Source organism: Rhizobium sp. NPDC090275 (assembly GCF_044772225.1).
Classification (GTDB): Bacteria; Pseudomonadota; Alphaproteobacteria; order Rhizobiales; family Rhizobiaceae; genus Rhizobium.
The window spans coordinates 77,862-96,153 of the sequence record NZ_JBIVYL010000010.1 but is presented as its reverse complement, the minus strand read 5'-3'; the positions used below and the strand labels follow the sequence as shown (position 1 = coordinate 96,153).

Genomic DNA, 18,292 nt, shown 5'->3' with positions numbered 1-18,292 from the left:
CCCCTTCATCGCTTGAAATGCCTTCTGCCGAGGGATAATAAGCCGCAACTTGTTTTTCCCGGAGGGTTTCATGACGACGCGCAATCTTTTCCTGCTGCCGGGTGACGGCATTGGTCCCGAGGCCATGGGCGAGGTCCGCAAGATCATCGCTTACATGAACGAGGAAATGTCTGCCGGCTTCGTCACCGACGAAGGTCTGGTCGGTGGCAGCGCTTACGACGCGCATGGCGCGGCGATCTCCGAAGCCGATATGCAGAAGGCGCTTGCTGCCGATGCGGTTCTCTTCGGCGCCGTCGGCGGCCCGAAGTGGGATGACGTTCCCTATGAAGTGCGCCCGGAAGCCGGCCTGCTGCGCCTGCGCAAGGATCTCGAGCTGTTCGCGAACCTGCGTCCCGCCATCTGCTACCCGGCGCTCGCTGCCGCTTCCTCGCTGAAGCCGGAGCTGGTCGAAGGCCTCGATATCCTGATCATCCGCGAACTGACTGGTGGTGTCTATTTCGGCGAGCCGAAGACCATCACCGATCTCGGCAATGGCCAGAAGCGCGCCATCGATACGCAGGTCTACGACACCTACGAAATCGAGCGCATCTCGGCCGTGGCCTTCGAAATGGCCCGCACGCGCCAGAACCGTGTGTGCTCCATGGAAAAGCGCAACGTCATGAAGTCGGGCGTCTTGTGGAACCAGGTCGTGACCGCGACGCACAAGGACAAGTATTCCGACGTCAAGCTCGAGCACATGCTGGCGGATGCAGGCGGCATGCAGCTGGTGCGCGCGCCGAAGCAGTTCGACGTCATCGTCACCGACAACCTGTTCGGCGACATGCTGTCCGACGTTGCCGCCATGCTCACCGGTTCACTCGGCATGCTGCCTTCGGCCTCGCTCGGCGCGCCTGACGGCAAGACCGGCAAGCGCAAGGCGCTCTACGAGCCGGTGCACGGTTCGGCGCCTGACATCGCCGGCAAGGGCATTGCCAACCCGATCGCGATGATCGCTTCGTTTGCCATGTGCCTGCGCTACTCCTTCGCCATGGTCAAGGAAGCCGACAACCTCGAAAAGGCGATTGCCAACGTGCTCGACCAGGGCATCCGCACCGCCGATATCATGGCCGACGGCGCCAAGAAGGTCGGCACGGTCGAGATGGGCGAGGCGATCCTTTCCGAGTTCAAGGCGCTTTCTGCCTGATATTTCACGTGAAACACGTTTCAGGCCCTTCGCATCTCACGATGCGGAGGGCCTTTGCATTGAAGGGAGCTATCGCGGCCCCTATCTCCCTTCTCTATTGAGAAAAGAGCGGGAGTGGAATGAGCGAGAGTGTCGATCGCGGGCCAGGTTTCTGCGGCTATCTGAAAAAGCGTTATCAGGCGCGCCGCACGATCCATCGCCGGGTTCCCTGGAAGGGGTTTGTCTTTTCCGCGATCAACGCCGTGGCCATCGCTTTTTTCGTGTTCGACCGGCCGCTCGGCCTGGCCGCCAAGGACTTGGCGGCGCCGTTGATATCGATCGCGGGCGACGTCACCGACATCGGCAGGCTTGCTTGGATCCTCGCTGGTCTCGCTACCATTCTTGCTGTTGCCTATCTGGTCCGCCGGCGCCTGTGGAAGGTGCGCGAGCGGTTCCGGATGATCTATTTCGGGCAGATGACCGCCTATGTCGCGCTTTCCGTGCTGTTCACCGCCATCATCGCCAACTTCCTGAAGTTCGCGATCGGCCGCGCCCGACCACTGATCTACGATCAGGAGGGCATATTCAGCTTCGCGCCATTCAACATGGATTTCCTGCATCAGAGCTTTCCCTCCGGGCACTCGGCCAATATCGGCGCGCTGTTCGTCGCGCTGGCGCTGCTCTTCCCACGATTTCGCCTGGGCTTCATTGGGATCGGCCTATGGCTTGGCGCAACGCGCATCATCATCGGCGTGCACTATCCAAGCGACGTTACGGCCGGGCTGGCGCTTGGTGCGTGGATCGCCTTTGCCACATCGGTGCTGTTTGCGCGTTTCGGGCTGGCGTTCTCGATCGGGCGCGATGGCGGATGGCCGATACCGCGGCTTAGCCGCCTGCTTTAGAACGGTCGTAAAAAATCTGTATTCTGCTTCTGCTAGGTCTTGGCTGTTGATCGACAACCCCTGACCCGGACAGCCGACAGACATGAAATCCTTCCTCTCGTCCCTTGAGAAACGCAGGCTTCGTTGCAATCACGGTATGCCGCATCTGCGTTGGCAATCCTGTCTGTTCGTCACGGTCAACGCCGTGATCCTCTCGCTTCTGTTGTTCGATGGTCCTGTTGGGGGCGATCACGTTCCGCCCGCTATTCGCAGGATCGGGCTGATGCTGACCGATTTCGGCAAGTCCGACTGGATCATCATCGTCAGTGCGTTCCTTCTGTTTCAAGGCTGGGCGTCGTCGCGGACGGCGACAAGCATTCGCCACCGCCTGCAGGCGCTCAGGATCAGCTGGATCGGCTGCTATCTCCTGACCTCGATCGCGGTGTCGGGGTTGGTCGCCAATCTCCTGAAGCGGCTGATCGGACGGGCGCGACCGGAGCATTTCCAGGACTACGGCATCTTCTCGTTTTCGTCCTTCTCCGGCCATTCCTTCGAGAGCTTCCCATCCGGGCACGCGACGACGATCGGCGCCTTCTTCGCCGCCTTCGCGCTGCTCTTTCCGCGCTATCGCATTGCGTTCATCGCTTGTGCGCTGTGGTTCGGCATGACGCGGGTGATGGTGGGGGCGCACTATCCGAGCGACGTTATCGCAGGCCTGGCGCTTGGCGGCTGGTTCTCGATGATGATCGCCATTGTCTATGCGCGCCATAATCTGCTGTTTCGCCCCGGTGCCGGCGGCTGGCCGGAGCCCAAGCGGCTGTTTCCGGCCATAGAAAACCCGGCGCCTTTGGAGCGCCGGGCGTGGTCTGTCGTCTCGGGGATGATCAATCCATTGCGTGGATATCGCGGTTCTTGGTTTCCGGCAGGAAAATCAGGCCGATCACAAGCGTGATCGCCGCGAAGATGATCGGGTACCAGAGGCCGAAGTAGATGTCGCCGGTGGCCGCACTCATCGCGAAGGCCGTTGCCGGCAGCAGGCCGCCGAACCAGCCGTTGCCGATGTGATAGGGCAGCGACATGCCGGTGTAGCGGATGCGGGTCGGGAAGAGCTCGACCAGAAGTGCGGCGATCGGGCCGTAGACCATCGTCACATAGAGAACCAGCACGAACAGGATGGCGATCGTGCCGATCCAGTTGACGCGAGCGGGATCCGCCGCCATGGCGAAGGTTCCGCCGCCGGCGACGTTGTAGACCGCCATGTCGGTGACGCCGTTGGCTTCATCCGCCGTCAGCAGCTTGGCCGCCATCAGCTTGTCGGCCGGCATCGTCTCCTTGGTTCCTGCTCGGATCGCATCGGCATTCAGGGCAAGCTCGGGATTGGCGGCGATGAAGGCATCGAGCTTCGCGTCTGGTACCTTGATGGCGCCGCGGTTCAGCGGGTAGCCACCGTCGTGGAGCGCGATGTTGACGCTTTTCTCGAATGCCGCCGTCAGGCCCTTGGCCTTGTCGCCGGCTGCGACGGCGTCGAAGCTGGTGATGGTTTCATCGCCGATCTTTACCGTCGCCGGCTGGCCGGCGGGGCCGGGGACGACATCATATGGCACCGAGTTCTTGGTCAGGAAGGCTGTCGCCACGTCGCAGGAGCTGGTGAACTTGGATGTGCCGGTCGGGTTGAACTGGAACTTGCAGTCGGCCGGATCGGCTGTGACCGTCGCGCGGACCGAGGCCTGCGCTTCGGCGAGTGCCGGGTTGGCGGTCCAAGTCAGGGCCTTGAACAGCGGATTGTAGGTGACGGCGGCGATCAGGAGGCCAGCCATGATGATCGGCTTGCGGCCGATCCTGTCCGACAGGCCGCCGAAGATGACGAAGAATGGTGTGGCAAGGATGAGGGCGACGGCGACCATGATGTTGGCTGCCTGCAGGTCGACCTTGAGAACGTTCTGCAGGAAAAACAGCGAGTAGAACTGTCCACCGTACCAGACGACCGCCTGGCCCATGGTGGCGCCGAGCAGGGCGATGAGGGCGATCTTGGCGTTCTTCCACTGACCGAACGCTTCCGTCAGTGGCGCCTTGGAGCCCTTGCCTTCCGCCTTCATTTTCTGGAAGGCGGGGGATTCGTGCATCCGCACGCGGATCCAGACGGAGACTCCGAGAAGGATGACGGAGACCAGGAATGGGATGCGCCAGCCCCAGGCGGCGAAGGCTTCCTTGCCCATGATGAACTGGACGCCGACGATGACGATCAGCGACAGGAAGAGGCCGAGTGTGGCCGTGGTCTGGATCCATGAGGTGAAGTAGCCGCGACGTCCGTTCGGTGCGTGCTCGGCCACATAGGTGGCGGCTCCGCCATATTCACCGCCGAGCGCCAGGCCCTGCAACAGGCGAAGCGCGATCAGGATGATCGGAGCGGCGATGCCGATGGTGGCGGCACCGGGAAGGATACCGACCAGGAAGGTCGAGAGACCCATGATCAGGATCGTCACCAGGAAGGTGTATTTACGGCCGACGAGATCGCCGAGGCGGCCGAAGACCAGCGCGCCGAACGGACGCACCAGGAAGCCGGCGGCAAAGGCCAGCAGCGTGAAGATGTTGCGGGTGGCTTCTGGATATTGGGTGAAATAGGTCGCGCCGATATAAGTGGCGAGCGAGCCGTAGAGATAGAAGTCGTACCATTCGAATACGGTGCCAAGCGAGGAGGCGAAGATGACCTTCTTCTCCTCCGATGTCATCGGTCCAGCTTTCGCGCCCCCGACGCTTGCGACATTTGCCATGTTCTGTCCTCCACAGAATGATGTGAAATGCGGCGCGCGACCATACTCTCCTCAAAGCATACCCCTGGTCGCGGTTCGCCCGAGGAAAGTGTGCCAGAAAACACCACACTTACGGAGAGCGGCTTTGGGATTATGACTTTAGTCTAACGCCCCTTGCGCAGGCCTCTAGTTTAGCCTGTATGCGAGACGATGTTCACGAGGGTGCCAAAGGGATCCCGGACATAGAAGCGTCGTACACCCCAGGGCTCATCGGCCGGCCCATAGGTGATTTCGAAACCGGCGGCGCTCATGGCTGAAAATGCCTCATCGACGTCATCGACTTCGATCGACAGGCCCGGCACGGGTGTTCCGGAGCCGCCTTCGCTGGCAACGCTCACCTGAACCGCCATTTGCTGGTCGGAGCCATAGGTTGCTATCCAGCCGTGATCCATCAGCAGCTCAAGCCCGAGGATGTCCTGATAGAAAGACCTGGCGGCCTTCTGATCGATGGTCGCGATATTGGCGACAATTCGTTTGACCTGCATACGGGGCTCCCGGCTCAAGTTCCGGATTATCTAGACGTGCGGGCCTGTCAGGTAAGAAAAAAGCCGGATGGCAGAACCATCCGGCTTCGATCATTTTTGTGAATCGCCTGTCTTAGGCGGCTTCGGTCGTGTGTGCCTTGCGGACTTCCTCGTCCGTCAGGATACCGCTGGCGCGGAGCAGTGCGGCAAAGCGGCCGTTGCTCTGGCTGAGTTCGTCGAAGCTGCCCTCTTCAACGACGCGGCCGTTGTCGAGGAAGAGAACCTTGTCGGCTTCGCGAACCGTCGACAGACGGTGGGCGATGATGAAGGTGGTGCGGTTCTGACGAAGATTGTCGATCGCAGCCTTCACGCGGTTCTCCGTTTCGACGTCGAGCGCGCTCGTCGCCTCGTCCAGCACCAGGATCGGCGCATCCTTGAGGATGGCGCGGGCGATGGCCACACGCTGGCGCTCGCCACCCGAAAGCCTGTTGCCGCGTTCGCCGACATGGGTGTCGTACTGGTCTTCGCGGGTCTCGATGAAGTCGGCGGCGGCGGCAGCTTCAGCCGCACGGCGCATATCTTCATCCGAAGCGTTCTCCCGGCCGAGGCGAATGTTATCGCTGATCGAGCGGTTGAGCAGGCCTGCGTCCTGGAACACGGTGGCGATATAGCGACGCAGCGACTTGCGGGTGACCTTCGTCGTATCGTGGCCGTCGACGAGGATCTGGCCGCTGTCGGGGTCATAGACGCGCTGCAGCAGGTTGATCATCGTGGTCTTGCCCGAGCCGGTCGGGCCGACGATCGCAACCGTCTGGCCAGCCTTGGCGGTGAAGGACACGTTGTGCAGGCCCTGTGCCGTGTTGCCGAAGCGGAACGACACGTTGCGGAACTCGACTTCGCCCTTCACGTCGGTGATGTCGGCGTTGCCGGCAGGCTCTTCGCGGTCGCGGACCGAGTCTTCGAGAGCATAGAAGTCCTCGAGCTTGGAACGGGCCTCGAAAATCTGAGATGCGAACTGGCGCATCTGGTCGAGACGCGAGATCAGGAGGTTAGCAAAGCCGATGAAGGCAATGACGTCACCGATGCGCAGCTCGCCGGCCTGGACCATGACGGTGCCAATGACGAGAATGATCATCATGGCGATGGTCGAAGCCATGCGGTTCATCGCGCCGGCCAGCGCCCACCAGTCAAGAACCGGGTACTGGGCCTGCAGCAGGCGTTCGGTAAAGGACTTCAGAGCCTTGGTTTCTGCTTCGATACGGTTGTAGCTGTGCAGCACCGAGACGTTGCTGATCGAGTCGCTGACGTGCGAGAAAACCGTGTGGTAGTGGTTTTCGACCGAAGCCTGGCCATCCTTCGTGCGGCTCATGACGAGACGACCGATCAGCCAATAGGCGATACCGAGCACGACAAGCACGCCGGACAGACGGACGTCCATCGAGATCGCCGTCGGAATGAGGATGGCGATGGCAACGGCGGTCGCAAGGTGATTGCGCATGAATTCGAGCCAGAGGCCGAACAGGGTCTCACAGGCGCGCAGCAGCGTATGCAGGGCATTGGACGTGCCACGCTGATGATGCCAGGAGAGCGGCATGGAGATGATGCGGCCGAAAGCTTCCGTCAGAAGCGTCGCGCGACGGCCATGCGCCAGCCGGTCAGCCTCGCGGGCGACCAGGACGAAGGCGATCGTGTTGAAGACGGCGAAACCGGCCCACATGAACAAGATCGGCTTGACCTCGCCTTTACCGGAAATTGCATCTATAATGCGGCCGAAAAGGATCGGCTCGGCGATGGTGATCGCTGCGAGCACGATGTTCGCGATAACGACCAGGGATACGCGGAACTTATAGGCGCCAAGATAGCGCAAAGCTCTTGCATAGACCTTGAAAAGCGACACGGCGAATTCCTCTTTGTGCATCTGCGAAATAGCGGATGTTGCGATGCTACAAAAACCTATCTGAACTGGCGATTAACAAGGCATTCATTGTTGGAGTTTCGCCGTCGTGCCGGCGCTCGTTTTCATGAGCGGGTGCCAGATGTGATAAAATTTCTTAGTGAAATAAAAAGGCCCGACATTTAACCCTTGCGTTGTCGCGTCAAACTGGCACAACCATAAACGATATTCTGAACTCTAATTTCATTGCATCGATAACCGTTCGCTATCGGGGCAATCCTGTCGCAGCGGCTTCACTTGAAAGCCTGTGATGGGATGGGGGCATTTTAGTGAATATTCATTCATTAATTCAATTACTTGTCGTTCTTGAAGAATGCCGGAAACCGGAAGCGGTGGTCGATGAGTTGAAGCACGTCGTCCTGTCTTATGGCTTCGAGTTTCATGGATTGCTCCGGTATCCGAAACACAGCGAAGATCTGACCGCGGCCGTGCTTGCCGGCGAGTGGCCCGAGGGTTGGCCGCAGGTTTATGTCGGCAAGAAATACATGCTGAACGATCCCACGATCCGTTATCTCGCTTTCGCGCAACAGCCGTTTCGCTGGAAAGACAGCCTCGCGGCGTTTCGCAACGATCCGCACTACCGACGGATGGAACAGGTTATGTCAGCCGCCTCGGGCTATGGCCTGAAAGATGGCTACATGTTTCCGATCCATGGGCGAAGCGGCGTGCTCGGCTATCTGCGCGTTGGCGGTAAGCCTGTCGATTTGTCTCCGCTCGAGATCACCCTCTTCGACGCGATAGCCAAACGCGCGTTCTGGCGCATTCTCGAACTGCGCGGGGAAGACGGTTCTATTTCGGATGATCTGTCGGGTGCGGACACACGGCTCACGCGCCGCGAAATGGAAATCCTGCAGTATCTCGCGGAAGGATTGACGTCGGTCGAGATCGGCAAGCTGTTGCAAATCTCCAACCATACGGTCGACTGGTACATGAACGGCCTGCAGGACAAGCTGAAGGCAAAGAACCGCCAGCACGCCGTGGCTGTTGCGTTCCGCCACGGGCTCATCAGCTAGCTAGTTTAGAGAAATTCGATCTTGCGTCGTCGTGGGAAATTGAACTTTCCGTGACAGCGGGTTAAGACTCCTTTCGCGGGTGCAGCATTGCCCGTTTTTATGCCGTGAGGAGACTGCATTTGCCCATTTCCAAGATCCTTGTCGCCAACCGTTCCGAAATTGCCATCCGCGTGTTTCGCGCTGCCAACGAGCTCGGGATAAAAACGGTCGCGATATGGGCTGAGGAAGACAAACTGGCGCTGCATCGCTTCAAGGCGGACGAGAGTTACCAGGTCGGCCGCGGCCCGCATCTTGCGCGCGACCTCGGCCCGATCGAGAGCTATCTGTCGATCGACGAAGTGATCCGCGTCGCCAAGCTCTCCGGAGCGGATGCGATCCACCCGGGTTACGGCCTGTTGTCTGAGAGCCCCGAATTCGTCGATGCCTGCAACAAGGCCGGCATCATCTTCATCGGCCCGAAGGCCGATACGATGCGCCAGCTCGGCAACAAGGTGGCGGCCCGCAATCTGGCGATCTCGGTCGGCGTTCCCGTCGTTCCGGCCACCGATCCGCTGCCGGATGATATGGCTGTCGTCGCCAAGATGGCCGACGAGATCGGCTACCCTGTCATGCTCAAGGCTTCCTGGGGCGGCGGCGGTCGCGGCATGCGCGCCATCCGCGATCCGAAGGACCTTGCCCGCGAGGTGACCGAAGCCAAGCGCGAGGCGATGGCCGCCTTCGGCAAGGATGAGGTCTATCTCGAAAAGCTCGTCGAGCGCGCCCGCCACGTCGAAAGCCAGATTCTCGGCGACACACACGGCAATGTCGTTCATCTCTTCGAGCGCGACTGCTCGATCCAGCGCCGTAACCAGAAGGTCGTCGAGCGCGCGCCCGCCCCTTATCTTTCCGAAGCGCAGCGCCAGGAACTGGCCGCCTATTCGCTGAAGATCGCGGGTGCCACCGGCTATGTCGGCGCCGGCACTGTCGAATATCTGATGGATGCCGATACCGGCAAATTCTACTTCATCGAAGTCAATCCGCGCATCCAGGTCGAACACACGGTCACCGAAGTCGTCACCGGCATCGATATCGTCAAGGCGCAGATCCATATCCTCGACGGCTTCGCGATCGGTACGCCGGAATCGGGCGTTCCCGCACAGGCCGATATCAAGCTCAACGGCCATGCCCTGCAGTGCCGCATCACCACCGAGGATCCGGAGCACAACTTCATCCCGGACTACGGCCGCATCACCGCCTATCGTTCGGCATCCGGCTTTGGCATTCGTCTCGATGGCGGCACGTCCTATTCGGGCGCCATCATCACCCGCTATTACGATCCGCTCTTGGTCAAGGTAACGGCCTGGGCACCGAGCCCGTCGGAAGCGATCTCGCGCATGGACCGCGCGCTGCGCGAATTCCGCATCCGCGGCGTCGCCACCAACCTGACCTTCCTGGAAGCGATCATCACGCATCCGAAGTTCAAGGATAACAGCTACACCACCCGCTTCATCGACACGACGCCGGAACTGTTCCAGCAGGTCAAGCGCCAGGACCGCGCGACGAAGTTGCTCACCTATCTCGCCGACGTCACCGTCAACGGTCACCCCGAGGCCAAGGATCGGCCGCGCCCGCCCGCGGATGCCGCAGAGCCTGTCGTGCCCTACACCAACGGCACGACGATCAAGGACGGCACCAAGCAGCTGCTCGACACGCTGGGTCCGAAGAAGTTCGGCGAATGGATGCGCAACGAAAAGCGCGTTCTGATGACCGACACGACGATGCGCGATGGTCATCAGTCGCTGCTCGCCACCCGCATGCGCACCTACGATATCGCCCGCATCGCCGGCACCTATGCGCATGCGCTGCCGAACCTGCTCTCGCTGGAGTGCTGGGGTGGCGCGACCTTCGACGTGTCCATGCGCTTCCTCACGGAGGATCCGTGGGAACGCCTTTCGCAGGTGCGCGAGGCGGCGCCGAACCTGCTGCTGCAGATGCTGTTGCGCGGCGCCAACGGCGTCGGGTACAAGAACTACCCCGATAACGTCGTCAAATACTTCGTCCGCCAGGCTGCTGCCGGCGGTATCGATCTCTTCCGCGTCTTCGACTGCCTGAACTGGGTCGAAAACATGCGCGTGTCGATGGATGCGGTGGCCGAAGAGAACAAGCTCTGCGAAGCGGCGATCTGCTATACCGGCGACATCCTAAACTCGGCGCGCCCGAAGTATGATCTGAAGTACTACACGGATCTCGCCGTCCAGCTGGAAAAGGCCGGCGCGCATATCATCGCGCTGAAGGACATGGCGGGCCTGTTGAAGCCGGCCGCCGCCAAGGTGCTGTTCAAGGCGCTGCGCGAAGCGACCAGCCTGCCGATCCACTTCCACACGCACGACACCTCGGGCATTGCGGCCGCGACCGTTCTGGCTGCCGTCGATGCCGGGGTCGATGCCGTCGATGCGGCCATGGATGCGCTGTCGGGCAACACCTCGCAGCCCTGCCTCGGCTCGATCGTCGAGGCACTGCGCGGCTCCGAGCGTGATCCGGGTCTCGATCCGGAATGGATCCGCCGCATCTCCTTCTACTGGGAAGCCGTGCGCCACCAGTACGCGGCCTTCGAAAGCGATCTCAAGGGACCGGCGTCTGAAGTCTACCTGCATGAGATGCCGGGCGGCCAGTTCACCAATCTCAAGGAACAGGCACGCTCGCTCGGTCTCGAGACCCGCTGGCACCAGGTGGCACAGGCCTATGCCGACGCCAACCAGATGTTCGGCGATATCGTCAAGGTGACGCCGTCTTCCAAGGTGGTCGGCGACATGGCGCTGATGATGGTGAGCCAGGACCTGAGCGTCGCCGACGTCGTCAGCGCCGACAAGGAAGTGTCCTTCCCCGAATCCGTCGTTTCGATGCTGAAGGGTGATCTCGGACAGCCGCCGTCAGGCTGGCCGGCAGCACTGCAGAAGAAGGCTTTGAAGGGCGATGCACCCTACACGGTGCGTCCGGGCTCGCTGCTTGAAGACGCTGATCTCGATGCGGAGCGCAAGACGATCGAGACCAAGCTGGAGCGCGAGGTCAACGACTTCGAGTTTGCCTCCTACCTGATGTATCCGAAGGTCTTCACCGACTTCGCGCTGGCATCCGACACCTACGGCCCGGTCTCGGTTCTGCCGACACCCGCCTATTTCTACGGTCTTGGCGACGGCGAGGAGCTGTTTGCCGATATCGAGAAAGGCAAGACGCTCGTCATCGTCAACCAGGCGATGAGTGGCACCGACAGCCAGGGCATGGTCACGGTGTTCTTCGAGCTCAATGGCCAGCCGCGCCGCATCAAGGTTCCGGATCGCGCCCACGGCGCCACCGGAGCTGCTGCCCGCCGGAAGGCGGAGCCGGGCAATGCCGCCCATGTCGGCGCGCCGATGCCTGGCGTCATCTCCCGCGCCTTCGTCTCGGCCGGCCAGACGGTCAGCGCCGGCGACGTGCTGGTGTCGATCGAAGCCATGAAGATGGAAACGGCGATCCACGCCGAGAAGGACGGCACGATCGCCGAAGTTCTCGTCAAGGCCGGCGACCAGATCGACGCCAAGGACCTGTTGGTCACTTATGCGGGGTAAGTGATGCTGGCGGGCGTCGTGTCATGCGGCGCCCGGTCGGGCCATCCGCTGTATGGCGTTCTTGGCGGCGTACTGTGTCGTTTCAATAGGTTACGGACGCGGCCACTTACTCTGCCGTCATCCTCGGGCTCATCCCGAGGATCTGCCAAGGGTCCCACTTGCTCGACGTGCATGGACACTTGGCGCCTTGTTCTCTACGGCGCATGTTGATCCGTCGCGAATGCCAGGACCGTTGAACTCCGGGAGGCGTGCTTAGATCCTCGGGACGAGCCCGAGGATGACGTCGAGCGGGTTTTTGACTCTGCGTTTCAATGAGTTGCGGCTGCGGTCATCCGCTCCGCCGTAATCCTGACTTTGCCCCGTGATCTCGTAAGCATCCCTCAAATATCGTAGGTGTGCGCGGCGTTGATCGTCGAGATGAAGCGCTTGGTGCGTTCGCGTTCCGGGGCGGTGAAGATGTTCCGCGCGCTGCCAGTCTCGACCACGCTTCCCGCTTCCAGGAAGACGACGTCATTGGCGATCTTCGAGGCTAGCCTCAGGTCATGGGTCGCCATGACCATGGTCGTGCCTTCGCTGGCGAGGCGGCCGAGGACGTCGACGACTTCGGCGGAGAGTTCCGGGTCGAGCGCCGATGTCGGCTCGTCGCAGAGGAGGACGCGGGGCGAGGGGGCAAGCGCACGGGCGATCGCCACGCGTTGCTGCTGGCCGCCCGACAGCGTCGAGGGCCAGGCATCGGCCTTGTGAGCCATGCCGACTTTGGTCAAGAGCTCCATGGCGCGGTTGCGGGCCTTTTCCTTCGGCCATTTGAGCACCGTCACCAAGCTTTCCATGACGTTTTCGATCGCCGTCTGGTGGGGGAAGAGCTGGAAGTTCTGGAAGACCATACCGGTCTGGCGGCGGATCTTCTGGATCGCCTGCCAGCTGGTCTTCTGGCCGGGCTTGAAGGTCAGCGTTTCCTCGCCGAGGCGAATGGTGCCCGCCGTCGGGATCTCCAGGAGGTTGATGCAGCGCAGGAGCGTGCTCTTGCCGCCGCCCGAGGGGCCGACGAGTGCTGTGACGCTGCCTTCGGGAATGCGGATGCTGATGTCCTTCAGGATGACGGCGTCGCCGAAGCGCTTTTCTATGTTCGAGAGCTCGATCATGCGTTTGCCTCCAGCATGCCGCCATAGCGGGCGAAGCGGCGTTCCAGCCTGACCTGTAGGGCCGAGAGCACGGAGCTCAGGGCGAGGTAGATAAGGGCCGCCTCGATATAGAGGATCAGCGGCTCATAGGTGGTGGCAACGATGCGCTGCGCCGCCTGGAAGAGCTCCGGCACTGTGATGGCGGCTGCCAACGACGTATCCTTGACCAGCGAGATGAAGGTGTTCGACAGCGGCGGCACGGCAACGCGGCCGGCCTGTGGCAGGATGGTGCGGCTCATCGCCTGACGCCAGCTCATGCCGATCGAATAGGCGGCCTCCCACTGGCCCTTGGGGACGGAGGAGATGACGGCGCGAATGATCTCGGAGCTGTAGGCGCCGATATTGAGCGTGAAGCCGATGAGGGCGGCCGGGAAGGCGTCGAGCAGGATGCCGATGCTGGGCAGGCCGTAGAAGATGACGAAGAGCTGTACCAGAAGCGGCGTGCCGCGGATCACCCAGACGTAGAAGCGGGCGATCGCCACGAAGGGGGCGGCGCCGAAGAGCCGGGCGATGGCGGTGATCAGGCCGAGCACCAGCCCGAAGGTGAAGGACAGCAATGTCAGCGGAATGGTGAAGACCAGCCCGGCCCACAACAGGGGCACGAGCGAATCCGCCATCAATTGAAGCCAGTGCGGCACGGGCGTTCCCTTTCGCGGGGGTTATCGGTTCGACGTGGAATACCCCTCCGCAACCCCTTCCCACAAGGGGGAGGGGCTAAGAGGCGGCACCGTGCGTGCAAAGTTAGTCTGAAAGCGCCCAATAAAAAGCCCCTCCGCCTTGCGGGGAGGGGTTGGGAGGAGATCTGCGCTGTCGATCAGACTTACTTCGAGACGTCCTGGCCGAAATACTTGTCGGAGATCGTCTTGTAGGTGCCGTCGGCCTTGATATCGACGAGCGCCTTGTTGATCGCTTCCAGCAGTTCCGGTTCGCCCTTGCGGATGATGATGCCGGAGTGGTCGGCATTCTCTTCCTGTGCGGCGATCTTCACCGGAGCGTCGGGCTTGTGCTTCTTGAAATCGAGGAAGGACAGGCTGTCGTTGATGGTGGCGTCGGCGCGCTTGGTCAGAACCAGCTGGATCGACTGGTCGAAGCCGTCGGTGCCGACGAGTTCGGCGCCGGACTGTTCGGCGAGCTTGCCGAAGTTGCTGGTCAGCGACTGGGCCGACTTCTTGCCCTTGAGATCGGCGAAGGTCTTGATGCTGTCGTCGCCGTCGCGAACGATCAACACGGCCTTGGAGGCGATGTAGGGCTCGGAGAAGTCGTACTTCTGCTTGCGCGCATCGGTGATGCCGACCTGGTTGATGACGGTGTCGTATCGCTTGGCGTCGATGCCGGCGATCAGGCCGTCCCACTTGCCTTCGACGAACTCGGCCTTGACGCCGAGCTTGGCCGCGACCGCTTCGCCGATCTCGACGTCGAAACCAACAAGCTTGCCGCTGGCGTCATGGAAGGTGAACGGGGCGTAGGTGCCTTCGGTGCCGATCTTCAGCACGCCTGCCTGCTTGATGGCGGCGAGGTTTTCGCCGGCCAGCGCCGGCATCAGGGCGGCGGCCTGGATCAGGGCTGCGGTGGCGAGGGTCTTCAGGAGGTTCATGTGTCTGTCCAATTCACCAGTGTGTTCGATGGCTGGAAAATCGCAGAAAAGCCGATGCCGCGATGCGTCAAAAACTGCGAATAAAATCGGCAACTGCGAATATTTTTCTCATTTATCACGGTTTTGGTGTTCAGTGTTTCACAATGTGAAGAGATGATTTGTTCGCTCCTGCTTGTTTGCACGTTTGTATCGGTTTATGCATGATTCAATCGATTTGAGAATTGTCAGGCTAAATCCGGCATGAATACGAACGAACTTCTGCTGCAGGAGCGCAAGAGCGTCATTTCGCGCAAGCTGCAGACGCATGGGCGCGTGCTCGCCGCCGAGCTTGCGGCGGAATTCGGCGTGTCCGAGGATACGGTTCGCCGCGACCTGCGCGAGATGGCGGCGGCAGGGCTCTGCGAGCGGGTCTATGGCGGCGCGCTGCCGGTTTCTCCCGCCGGCGGCAGCCTCAATCACCGCGCCGGTATCGCGCGCGATCGCAAACAGGCGCTGGCGGCGGCCGCCGTTTCGCAGATCGCAGCCGATATGACCGTGTTCTTCGATGCTGGCAGCACGAACCTGGCGATCGCCATGGCATTGCCGATGGATCTGCCGCTGACGGCGGTGACCAACGCGCCGTCGATTGCCGCGGCGCTGATCGACAAGCCGCTCGTCAACGTCATCCTGATCGGTGGACTGATCGATCGGCAGGTGGGCGGCGCGCTGGGGGCGAAGGCGATGCGCGACATGGAGCCATTGTCGCCGGATCTCTGCATTCTCGGCGCCTGCGGCGTCGATATCGCGGCGGGCGTCACCGTCTTCGGTTTCGAGGACGCGGAGTTCAAGCGCTTCGTCGCGACCAAAAGCCGGCAGGTGCTCGTCGCCGTCACCTCCGACAAGTTTGGCACGGCCGCGCCGCATGGCGTGCTTTCGGCCGCCGATTGCGGCTGCCTCGTGGTCGAGCGGGACGCCGATCCTCAGATGCTTGCGCGCTACCGCGATCTTGGCTGCAAGACGCTGGTTGCCGGCGAAACCGAATAGATATCGTTCAATGATGCGCCGGACGAGGAGTGCCGGCGCCAGTGCATAATGGGAAGAGACATGGATAATCACGTCAACACAGCGCTTCCGGTGAGAAGCGGATACGTCACCAAGAACAGGACGGCGGTGTCGCTGCTGTTCTTGATCAACGGCTTCACCGTTGGTTCCTGGGCGCCGAAGATTCCTGAATTCGCCGAGCGGCTGGAGCTCAGCAAGTTCCACCTCGGGCTGATGATCCTGGTGCTCGGTATCGGCTCGCTGACGCTGATGCCGCTTGCCGGCGCGCAGATCGCCCGGCATGGATCGCGGGTCGTGTCGCTTGCCATGGCCGTCTGCCTGTTGCCCGGCTTGCTGGCGCTGACGCTGGCGCCCAATATCGTGACGGCGGCAATCGCGATCTTTCTATTCGGCGGCTTCATGGGCGCCATGGATGTCGCCATGAACGCCAATGCGGTTGCCGTCGAGCAATCGATGCGGCGGGCGATCATGTCGTCCTGCCATGCCTTCTGGAGCCTCGGCGGCTTGATCGGCGCCGGCCTCGGCGGGCTTTTGATTGCGCATTTCGGCGTGTTCGCGCATGCCGTCGTCGCCACGGCTCTTGCGGCCATCACGCTTGCGGTTGCCTGGAACATGATCCTTGCCGACCAGCCGCATCCCGATACGAAGAAAGAGAAGACACGGCTGCCGATGGTGCCGCTGCCGTGGCTGCTCGGTCTCGTCGCGCTGTTTTCGATGATGCCTGAAGGTGCGGTGCTCGATTGGGGCGCGCTTTATCTCCGCGAGGAACTTGGTGCTTCGGTTGCGCTTTCCGGCTTCGGCTTCGCGGCCTTCTCGCTGACGATGGCGGCGATGCGCTTTGCCGGCGACCTCGTTCGTGATCGCCTGGGTGGCGTCATGACGCTCAGGATCTGCACCCTGTTCGCCATCGCGGGCATGCTTCTCGCAGGTTTCGCGCCGAATGCCGAGATCGCCATTCTCGGCTTCGCCTTCTGCGGTATCGGCATCTCCAACATGGTGCCGATCGCGTTTTCGGCAGCGGGCAATATTCCACATCTGAAGGCAGGTATCGGTATCTCGGTCGTCACCACCATGGGCTATTCCGGCATGCTGGTGGCACCGTCGGCGATCGGCTTCGTGGCGGAGCATGTCGGCTTCTCCGTGGTGTTCATGGCGCTGCCGGTGCTTCTCCTCGTCGTGCTGGCGCTTTCCCATCTGGCGCGCTACGCCGACGGCATTTCCGGTGGCGGTCACTGACAGACGTCAAACAAAGTGATGGATGCCGCGGGTTGACAAGCGGGCGGTCATGATCCACCTGAAAGGCACGAAATTTAAGGGTTCAAGAGCTCTATCCATGTCTTCAGCTACGGATTTTGATCCGAAACCGCGCCGCGCATCCGTTGCCGTCGATGTCGGCGGCGTCATCGTCGGAGGCGGCGCGCCCGTCGTCGTCCAGTCGATGACCAATACGGATACGGCCGATATCGATGCCACGGTCGCCCAGGTGGCCGCGCTCTACAAGGCCGGCTCCGAGCTTGTTCGTATCACTGTCGATCGCGATGAAAGCGCTGCCGCCGTGCCGCGCATCCGCGACCGGCTGCTGCGCCTCGGCATGGACGTGCCGCTGGTCGGCGACTTCCATTATATCGGCCACAAGCTCTTGGCCGATCATCCCGATTGCGCCGAGGCGCTGGCGAAGTACCGGATCAATCCCGGGAATGTCGGCTTCAAGGACAAGAAGGACAAGCAGTTCGGCGACATCATCGAGATGGCGATCCGCTACGACAAGCCGGTGCGTATTGGCGTCAACTGGGGTTCGCTCGACCAGGAACTGCTGACCGCGCTGATGGACCAGAATTCGGCGGCGGGTTCGCCGCTTTCGGCGCGCCAGGTCACCCGCGAGGCGATCGTGCAGTCGGCGCTGATCTCGGCCAATCTTGCCGAAGAGATCGGCCTGCCGCGCAACCGCATCATCCTGTCTGCCAAGGTCAGCCAGGTGCAGGACCTTATCGCCGTCTATTCCATGCTGTCCGAGCGTTCCGACCATGCGCTGCATCTCGGCCTCACCGAAGCCGGTATGGGCACAAAGGGCATCGTCGCCTCGTCGGCCGCCATGGGCTATGTGCTGCAGCACGGGATCGGCGATACGATCCGTGTATCGCTGACGCCGGAGCCGAACGGCGACCGCACGCGCGAAGTGCAGGTGGCGCAGGAAATCCTGCAGGTCATGGGCTTCCGCCAGTTCATTCCTGTTGTCGCCGCTTGTCCCGGCTGCGGCCGTACGACGTCGACGGTCTTCCAGGAGCTGGCGCAGAACATCCAGAACGACCTGCGCAAGAACATGCCCGTGTGGCGCGACAAGTATCCGGGTGTCGAGGCGCTCAACGTCGCGGTTATGGGCTGCATCGTCAATGGCCCGGGTGAAAGCAAGCATGCCGATATCGGCATCTCGCTGCCGGGCACGGGCGAAAGCCCGTCGGCGCCCGTCTATATCGACGGTCAGAAGGCGATGACGCTGCGCGGCCCGAATATCGCGTCGGATTTCGAGGCGCTGGTCGCCGATTACATCGAAAAGCGTTTCGGCCAGAACAGGACGGCGGCGGAGTAATCCGCGCCGTCGCTTTCCCTA

The 18,292-nt window shown here is 61.6% G+C and carries 13 protein-coding genes and 1 pseudogene; 8 read left to right on the top strand and 6 right to left on the bottom strand.

Features of this window, described 5'->3' with window-relative positions; genetic code table 11:
* Positions 1-70 precede the first annotated feature (70 nt).
* From leuB to ACIQUB_RS23545, 3 genes and pseudogenes are all read left to right on the top strand, one after another.
* Positions 71-1,183 carry a 3-isopropylmalate dehydrogenase gene (gene leuB, locus ACIQUB_RS23555; RefSeq protein ID WP_113238184.1) on the top strand — a complete coding sequence of 371 codons (1,113 nt, stop codon included), beginning with the start codon at positions 71-73 and terminating at the stop codon, positions 1,181-1,183.
* 119 nt (positions 1,184-1,302) lie between these two features.
* Complete coding sequence (locus tag ACIQUB_RS23550; RefSeq protein ID WP_113238183.1) at positions 1,303-2,064, top strand: phosphatase PAP2 family protein; 762 nt, start codon at positions 1,303-1,305, stop codon at positions 2,062-2,064.
* 82 nt (positions 2,065-2,146) lie between these two features.
* Positions 2,147-2,875: pseudogene (locus ACIQUB_RS23545) on the top strand (phosphatase PAP2 family protein); the annotation flags it as partial.
* Positions 2,876-2,927: 52 nt separating this feature from the next.
* On the opposite strand, the gene ACIQUB_RS23540 reads toward ACIQUB_RS23545, so the two are convergent.
* From ACIQUB_RS23540 to ACIQUB_RS23530, 3 genes are all read right to left on the bottom strand, one after another.
* Positions 2,928-4,814, bottom strand: a complete 1,887-nt coding sequence (locus tag ACIQUB_RS23540; RefSeq protein ID WP_113238181.1) for an MFS transporter — start codon at positions 4,812-4,814, stop codon at positions 2,928-2,930.
* 170 nt (positions 4,815-4,984) lie between these two features.
* Positions 4,985-5,338, bottom strand: a complete 354-nt coding sequence (locus ACIQUB_RS23535) for a VOC family protein (protein ID WP_113238180.1) — start codon at positions 5,336-5,338, stop codon at positions 4,985-4,987.
* Between the two features lie 112 nt (positions 5,339-5,450).
* Positions 5,451-7,214, bottom strand: a complete 1,764-nt coding sequence (locus ACIQUB_RS23530; protein ID WP_112942725.1) for a glucan ABC transporter ATP-binding protein/ permease — start codon at positions 7,212-7,214, stop codon at positions 5,451-5,453.
* A 326-nt stretch (positions 7,215-7,540) separates the two neighbouring features.
* Between ACIQUB_RS23530 and ACIQUB_RS23525 the strand changes: the two genes are divergently transcribed.
* Both ACIQUB_RS23525 and pyc read left to right on the top strand, forming a co-directional pair.
* Complete coding sequence (locus tag ACIQUB_RS23525) at positions 7,541-8,284, top strand: LuxR family transcriptional regulator (RefSeq protein ID WP_113238179.1); 744 nt, start codon at positions 7,541-7,543, stop codon at positions 8,282-8,284.
* A 119-nt stretch (positions 8,285-8,403) separates the two neighbouring features.
* On the top strand, positions 8,404-11,868 hold the full coding sequence (gene pyc / locus ACIQUB_RS23520; RefSeq protein ID WP_113238178.1) for a pyruvate carboxylase: 3,465 nt from the start codon (positions 8,404-8,406) through the stop codon (positions 11,866-11,868).
* A 380-nt stretch (positions 11,869-12,248) separates the two neighbouring features.
* On the opposite strand, the gene ACIQUB_RS23515 is transcribed toward pyc, so the two are convergent.
* The 3 genes from ACIQUB_RS23515 to ACIQUB_RS23505 form a co-directional block, all read right to left on the bottom strand.
* Complete coding sequence (locus tag ACIQUB_RS23515; protein WP_112436395.1) at positions 12,249-13,010, bottom strand: amino acid ABC transporter ATP-binding protein; 762 nt, start codon at positions 13,008-13,010, stop codon at positions 12,249-12,251.
* Positions 13,007-13,687, bottom strand: coding sequence for an amino acid ABC transporter permease (locus tag ACIQUB_RS23510; protein WP_113009335.1), 681 nt, complete (start codon positions 13,685-13,687; stop codon positions 13,007-13,009). The genes ACIQUB_RS23515 and ACIQUB_RS23510 overlap by 4 nt, the downstream gene beginning before the upstream one ends.
* Positions 13,688-13,869: 182 nt before the next feature.
* Positions 13,870-14,643: an amino acid ABC transporter substrate-binding protein gene (locus ACIQUB_RS23505; protein WP_047508997.1), complete on the bottom strand. Its 774-nt coding sequence runs from the start codon at positions 14,641-14,643 to the stop codon at positions 13,870-13,872.
* Positions 14,644-14,883: 240 nt separating this feature from the next.
* Between ACIQUB_RS23505 and ACIQUB_RS23500 the strand changes: the two genes are divergently transcribed.
* From ACIQUB_RS23500 to ispG, 3 genes are all read left to right on the top strand, one after another.
* The gene (locus ACIQUB_RS23500) at positions 14,884-15,666 is read left to right on the top strand and encodes a DeoR/GlpR family DNA-binding transcription regulator (RefSeq protein ID WP_113009336.1); all 783 of its coding nucleotides are present in this window, start codon (positions 14,884-14,886) and stop codon (positions 15,664-15,666) included.
* 60 nt (positions 15,667-15,726) lie between these two features.
* Positions 15,727-16,920 carry an MFS transporter gene (locus ACIQUB_RS23495; RefSeq protein WP_113238176.1) on the top strand — a complete coding sequence of 398 codons (1,194 nt, stop codon included), beginning with the start codon at positions 15,727-15,729 and terminating at the stop codon, positions 16,918-16,920.
* 97 nt (positions 16,921-17,017) lie between these two features.
* Positions 17,018-18,271 carry a flavodoxin-dependent (E)-4-hydroxy-3-methylbut-2-enyl-diphosphate synthase gene (ispG, locus tag ACIQUB_RS23490; protein WP_113238175.1) on the top strand — a complete coding sequence of 418 codons (1,254 nt, stop codon included), beginning with the start codon at positions 17,018-17,020 and terminating at the stop codon, positions 18,269-18,271.
* Positions 18,272-18,292: the final 21 nt, after the last annotated feature.

Excerpts from the sequence above, each read along its gene's own strand:
- leuB (WP_113238184.1), top strand. The coding sequence starts at position 71 with ATGACGACGCGCAATCTTTTCCTGCTGCCGGGTGACGGCATTGGTCCC.
- ACIQUB_RS23550 (WP_113238183.1), top strand. The coding sequence starts at position 1,303 with ATGAGCGAGAGTGTCGATCGCGGGCCAGGTTTCTGCGGCTATCTGAAA.
- ACIQUB_RS23540 (WP_113238181.1), bottom strand. The coding sequence starts at position 4,814 with ATGGCAAATGTCGCAAGCGTCGGGGGCGCGAAAGCTGGACCGATGACA.
- ACIQUB_RS23535 (WP_113238180.1), bottom strand. The coding sequence starts at position 5,338 with ATGCAGGTCAAACGAATTGTCGCCAATATCGCGACCATCGATCAGAAG.
- ACIQUB_RS23515 (WP_112436395.1), bottom strand. The coding sequence starts at position 13,010 with ATGATCGAGCTCTCGAACATAGAAAAGCGCTTCGGCGACGCCGTCATC.
- ACIQUB_RS23505 (WP_047508997.1), bottom strand. The coding sequence starts at position 14,643 with ATGAACCTCCTGAAGACCCTCGCCACCGCAGCCCTGATCCAGGCCGCC.
- ACIQUB_RS23500 (WP_113009336.1), top strand. The coding sequence starts at position 14,884 with ATGAATACGAACGAACTTCTGCTGCAGGAGCGCAAGAGCGTCATTTCG.
- ACIQUB_RS23495 (WP_113238176.1), top strand. The coding sequence starts at position 15,727 with ATGGATAATCACGTCAACACAGCGCTTCCGGTGAGAAGCGGATACGTC.
- ispG (WP_113238175.1), top strand. The coding sequence starts at position 17,018 with ATGTCTTCAGCTACGGATTTTGATCCGAAACCGCGCCGCGCATCCGTT.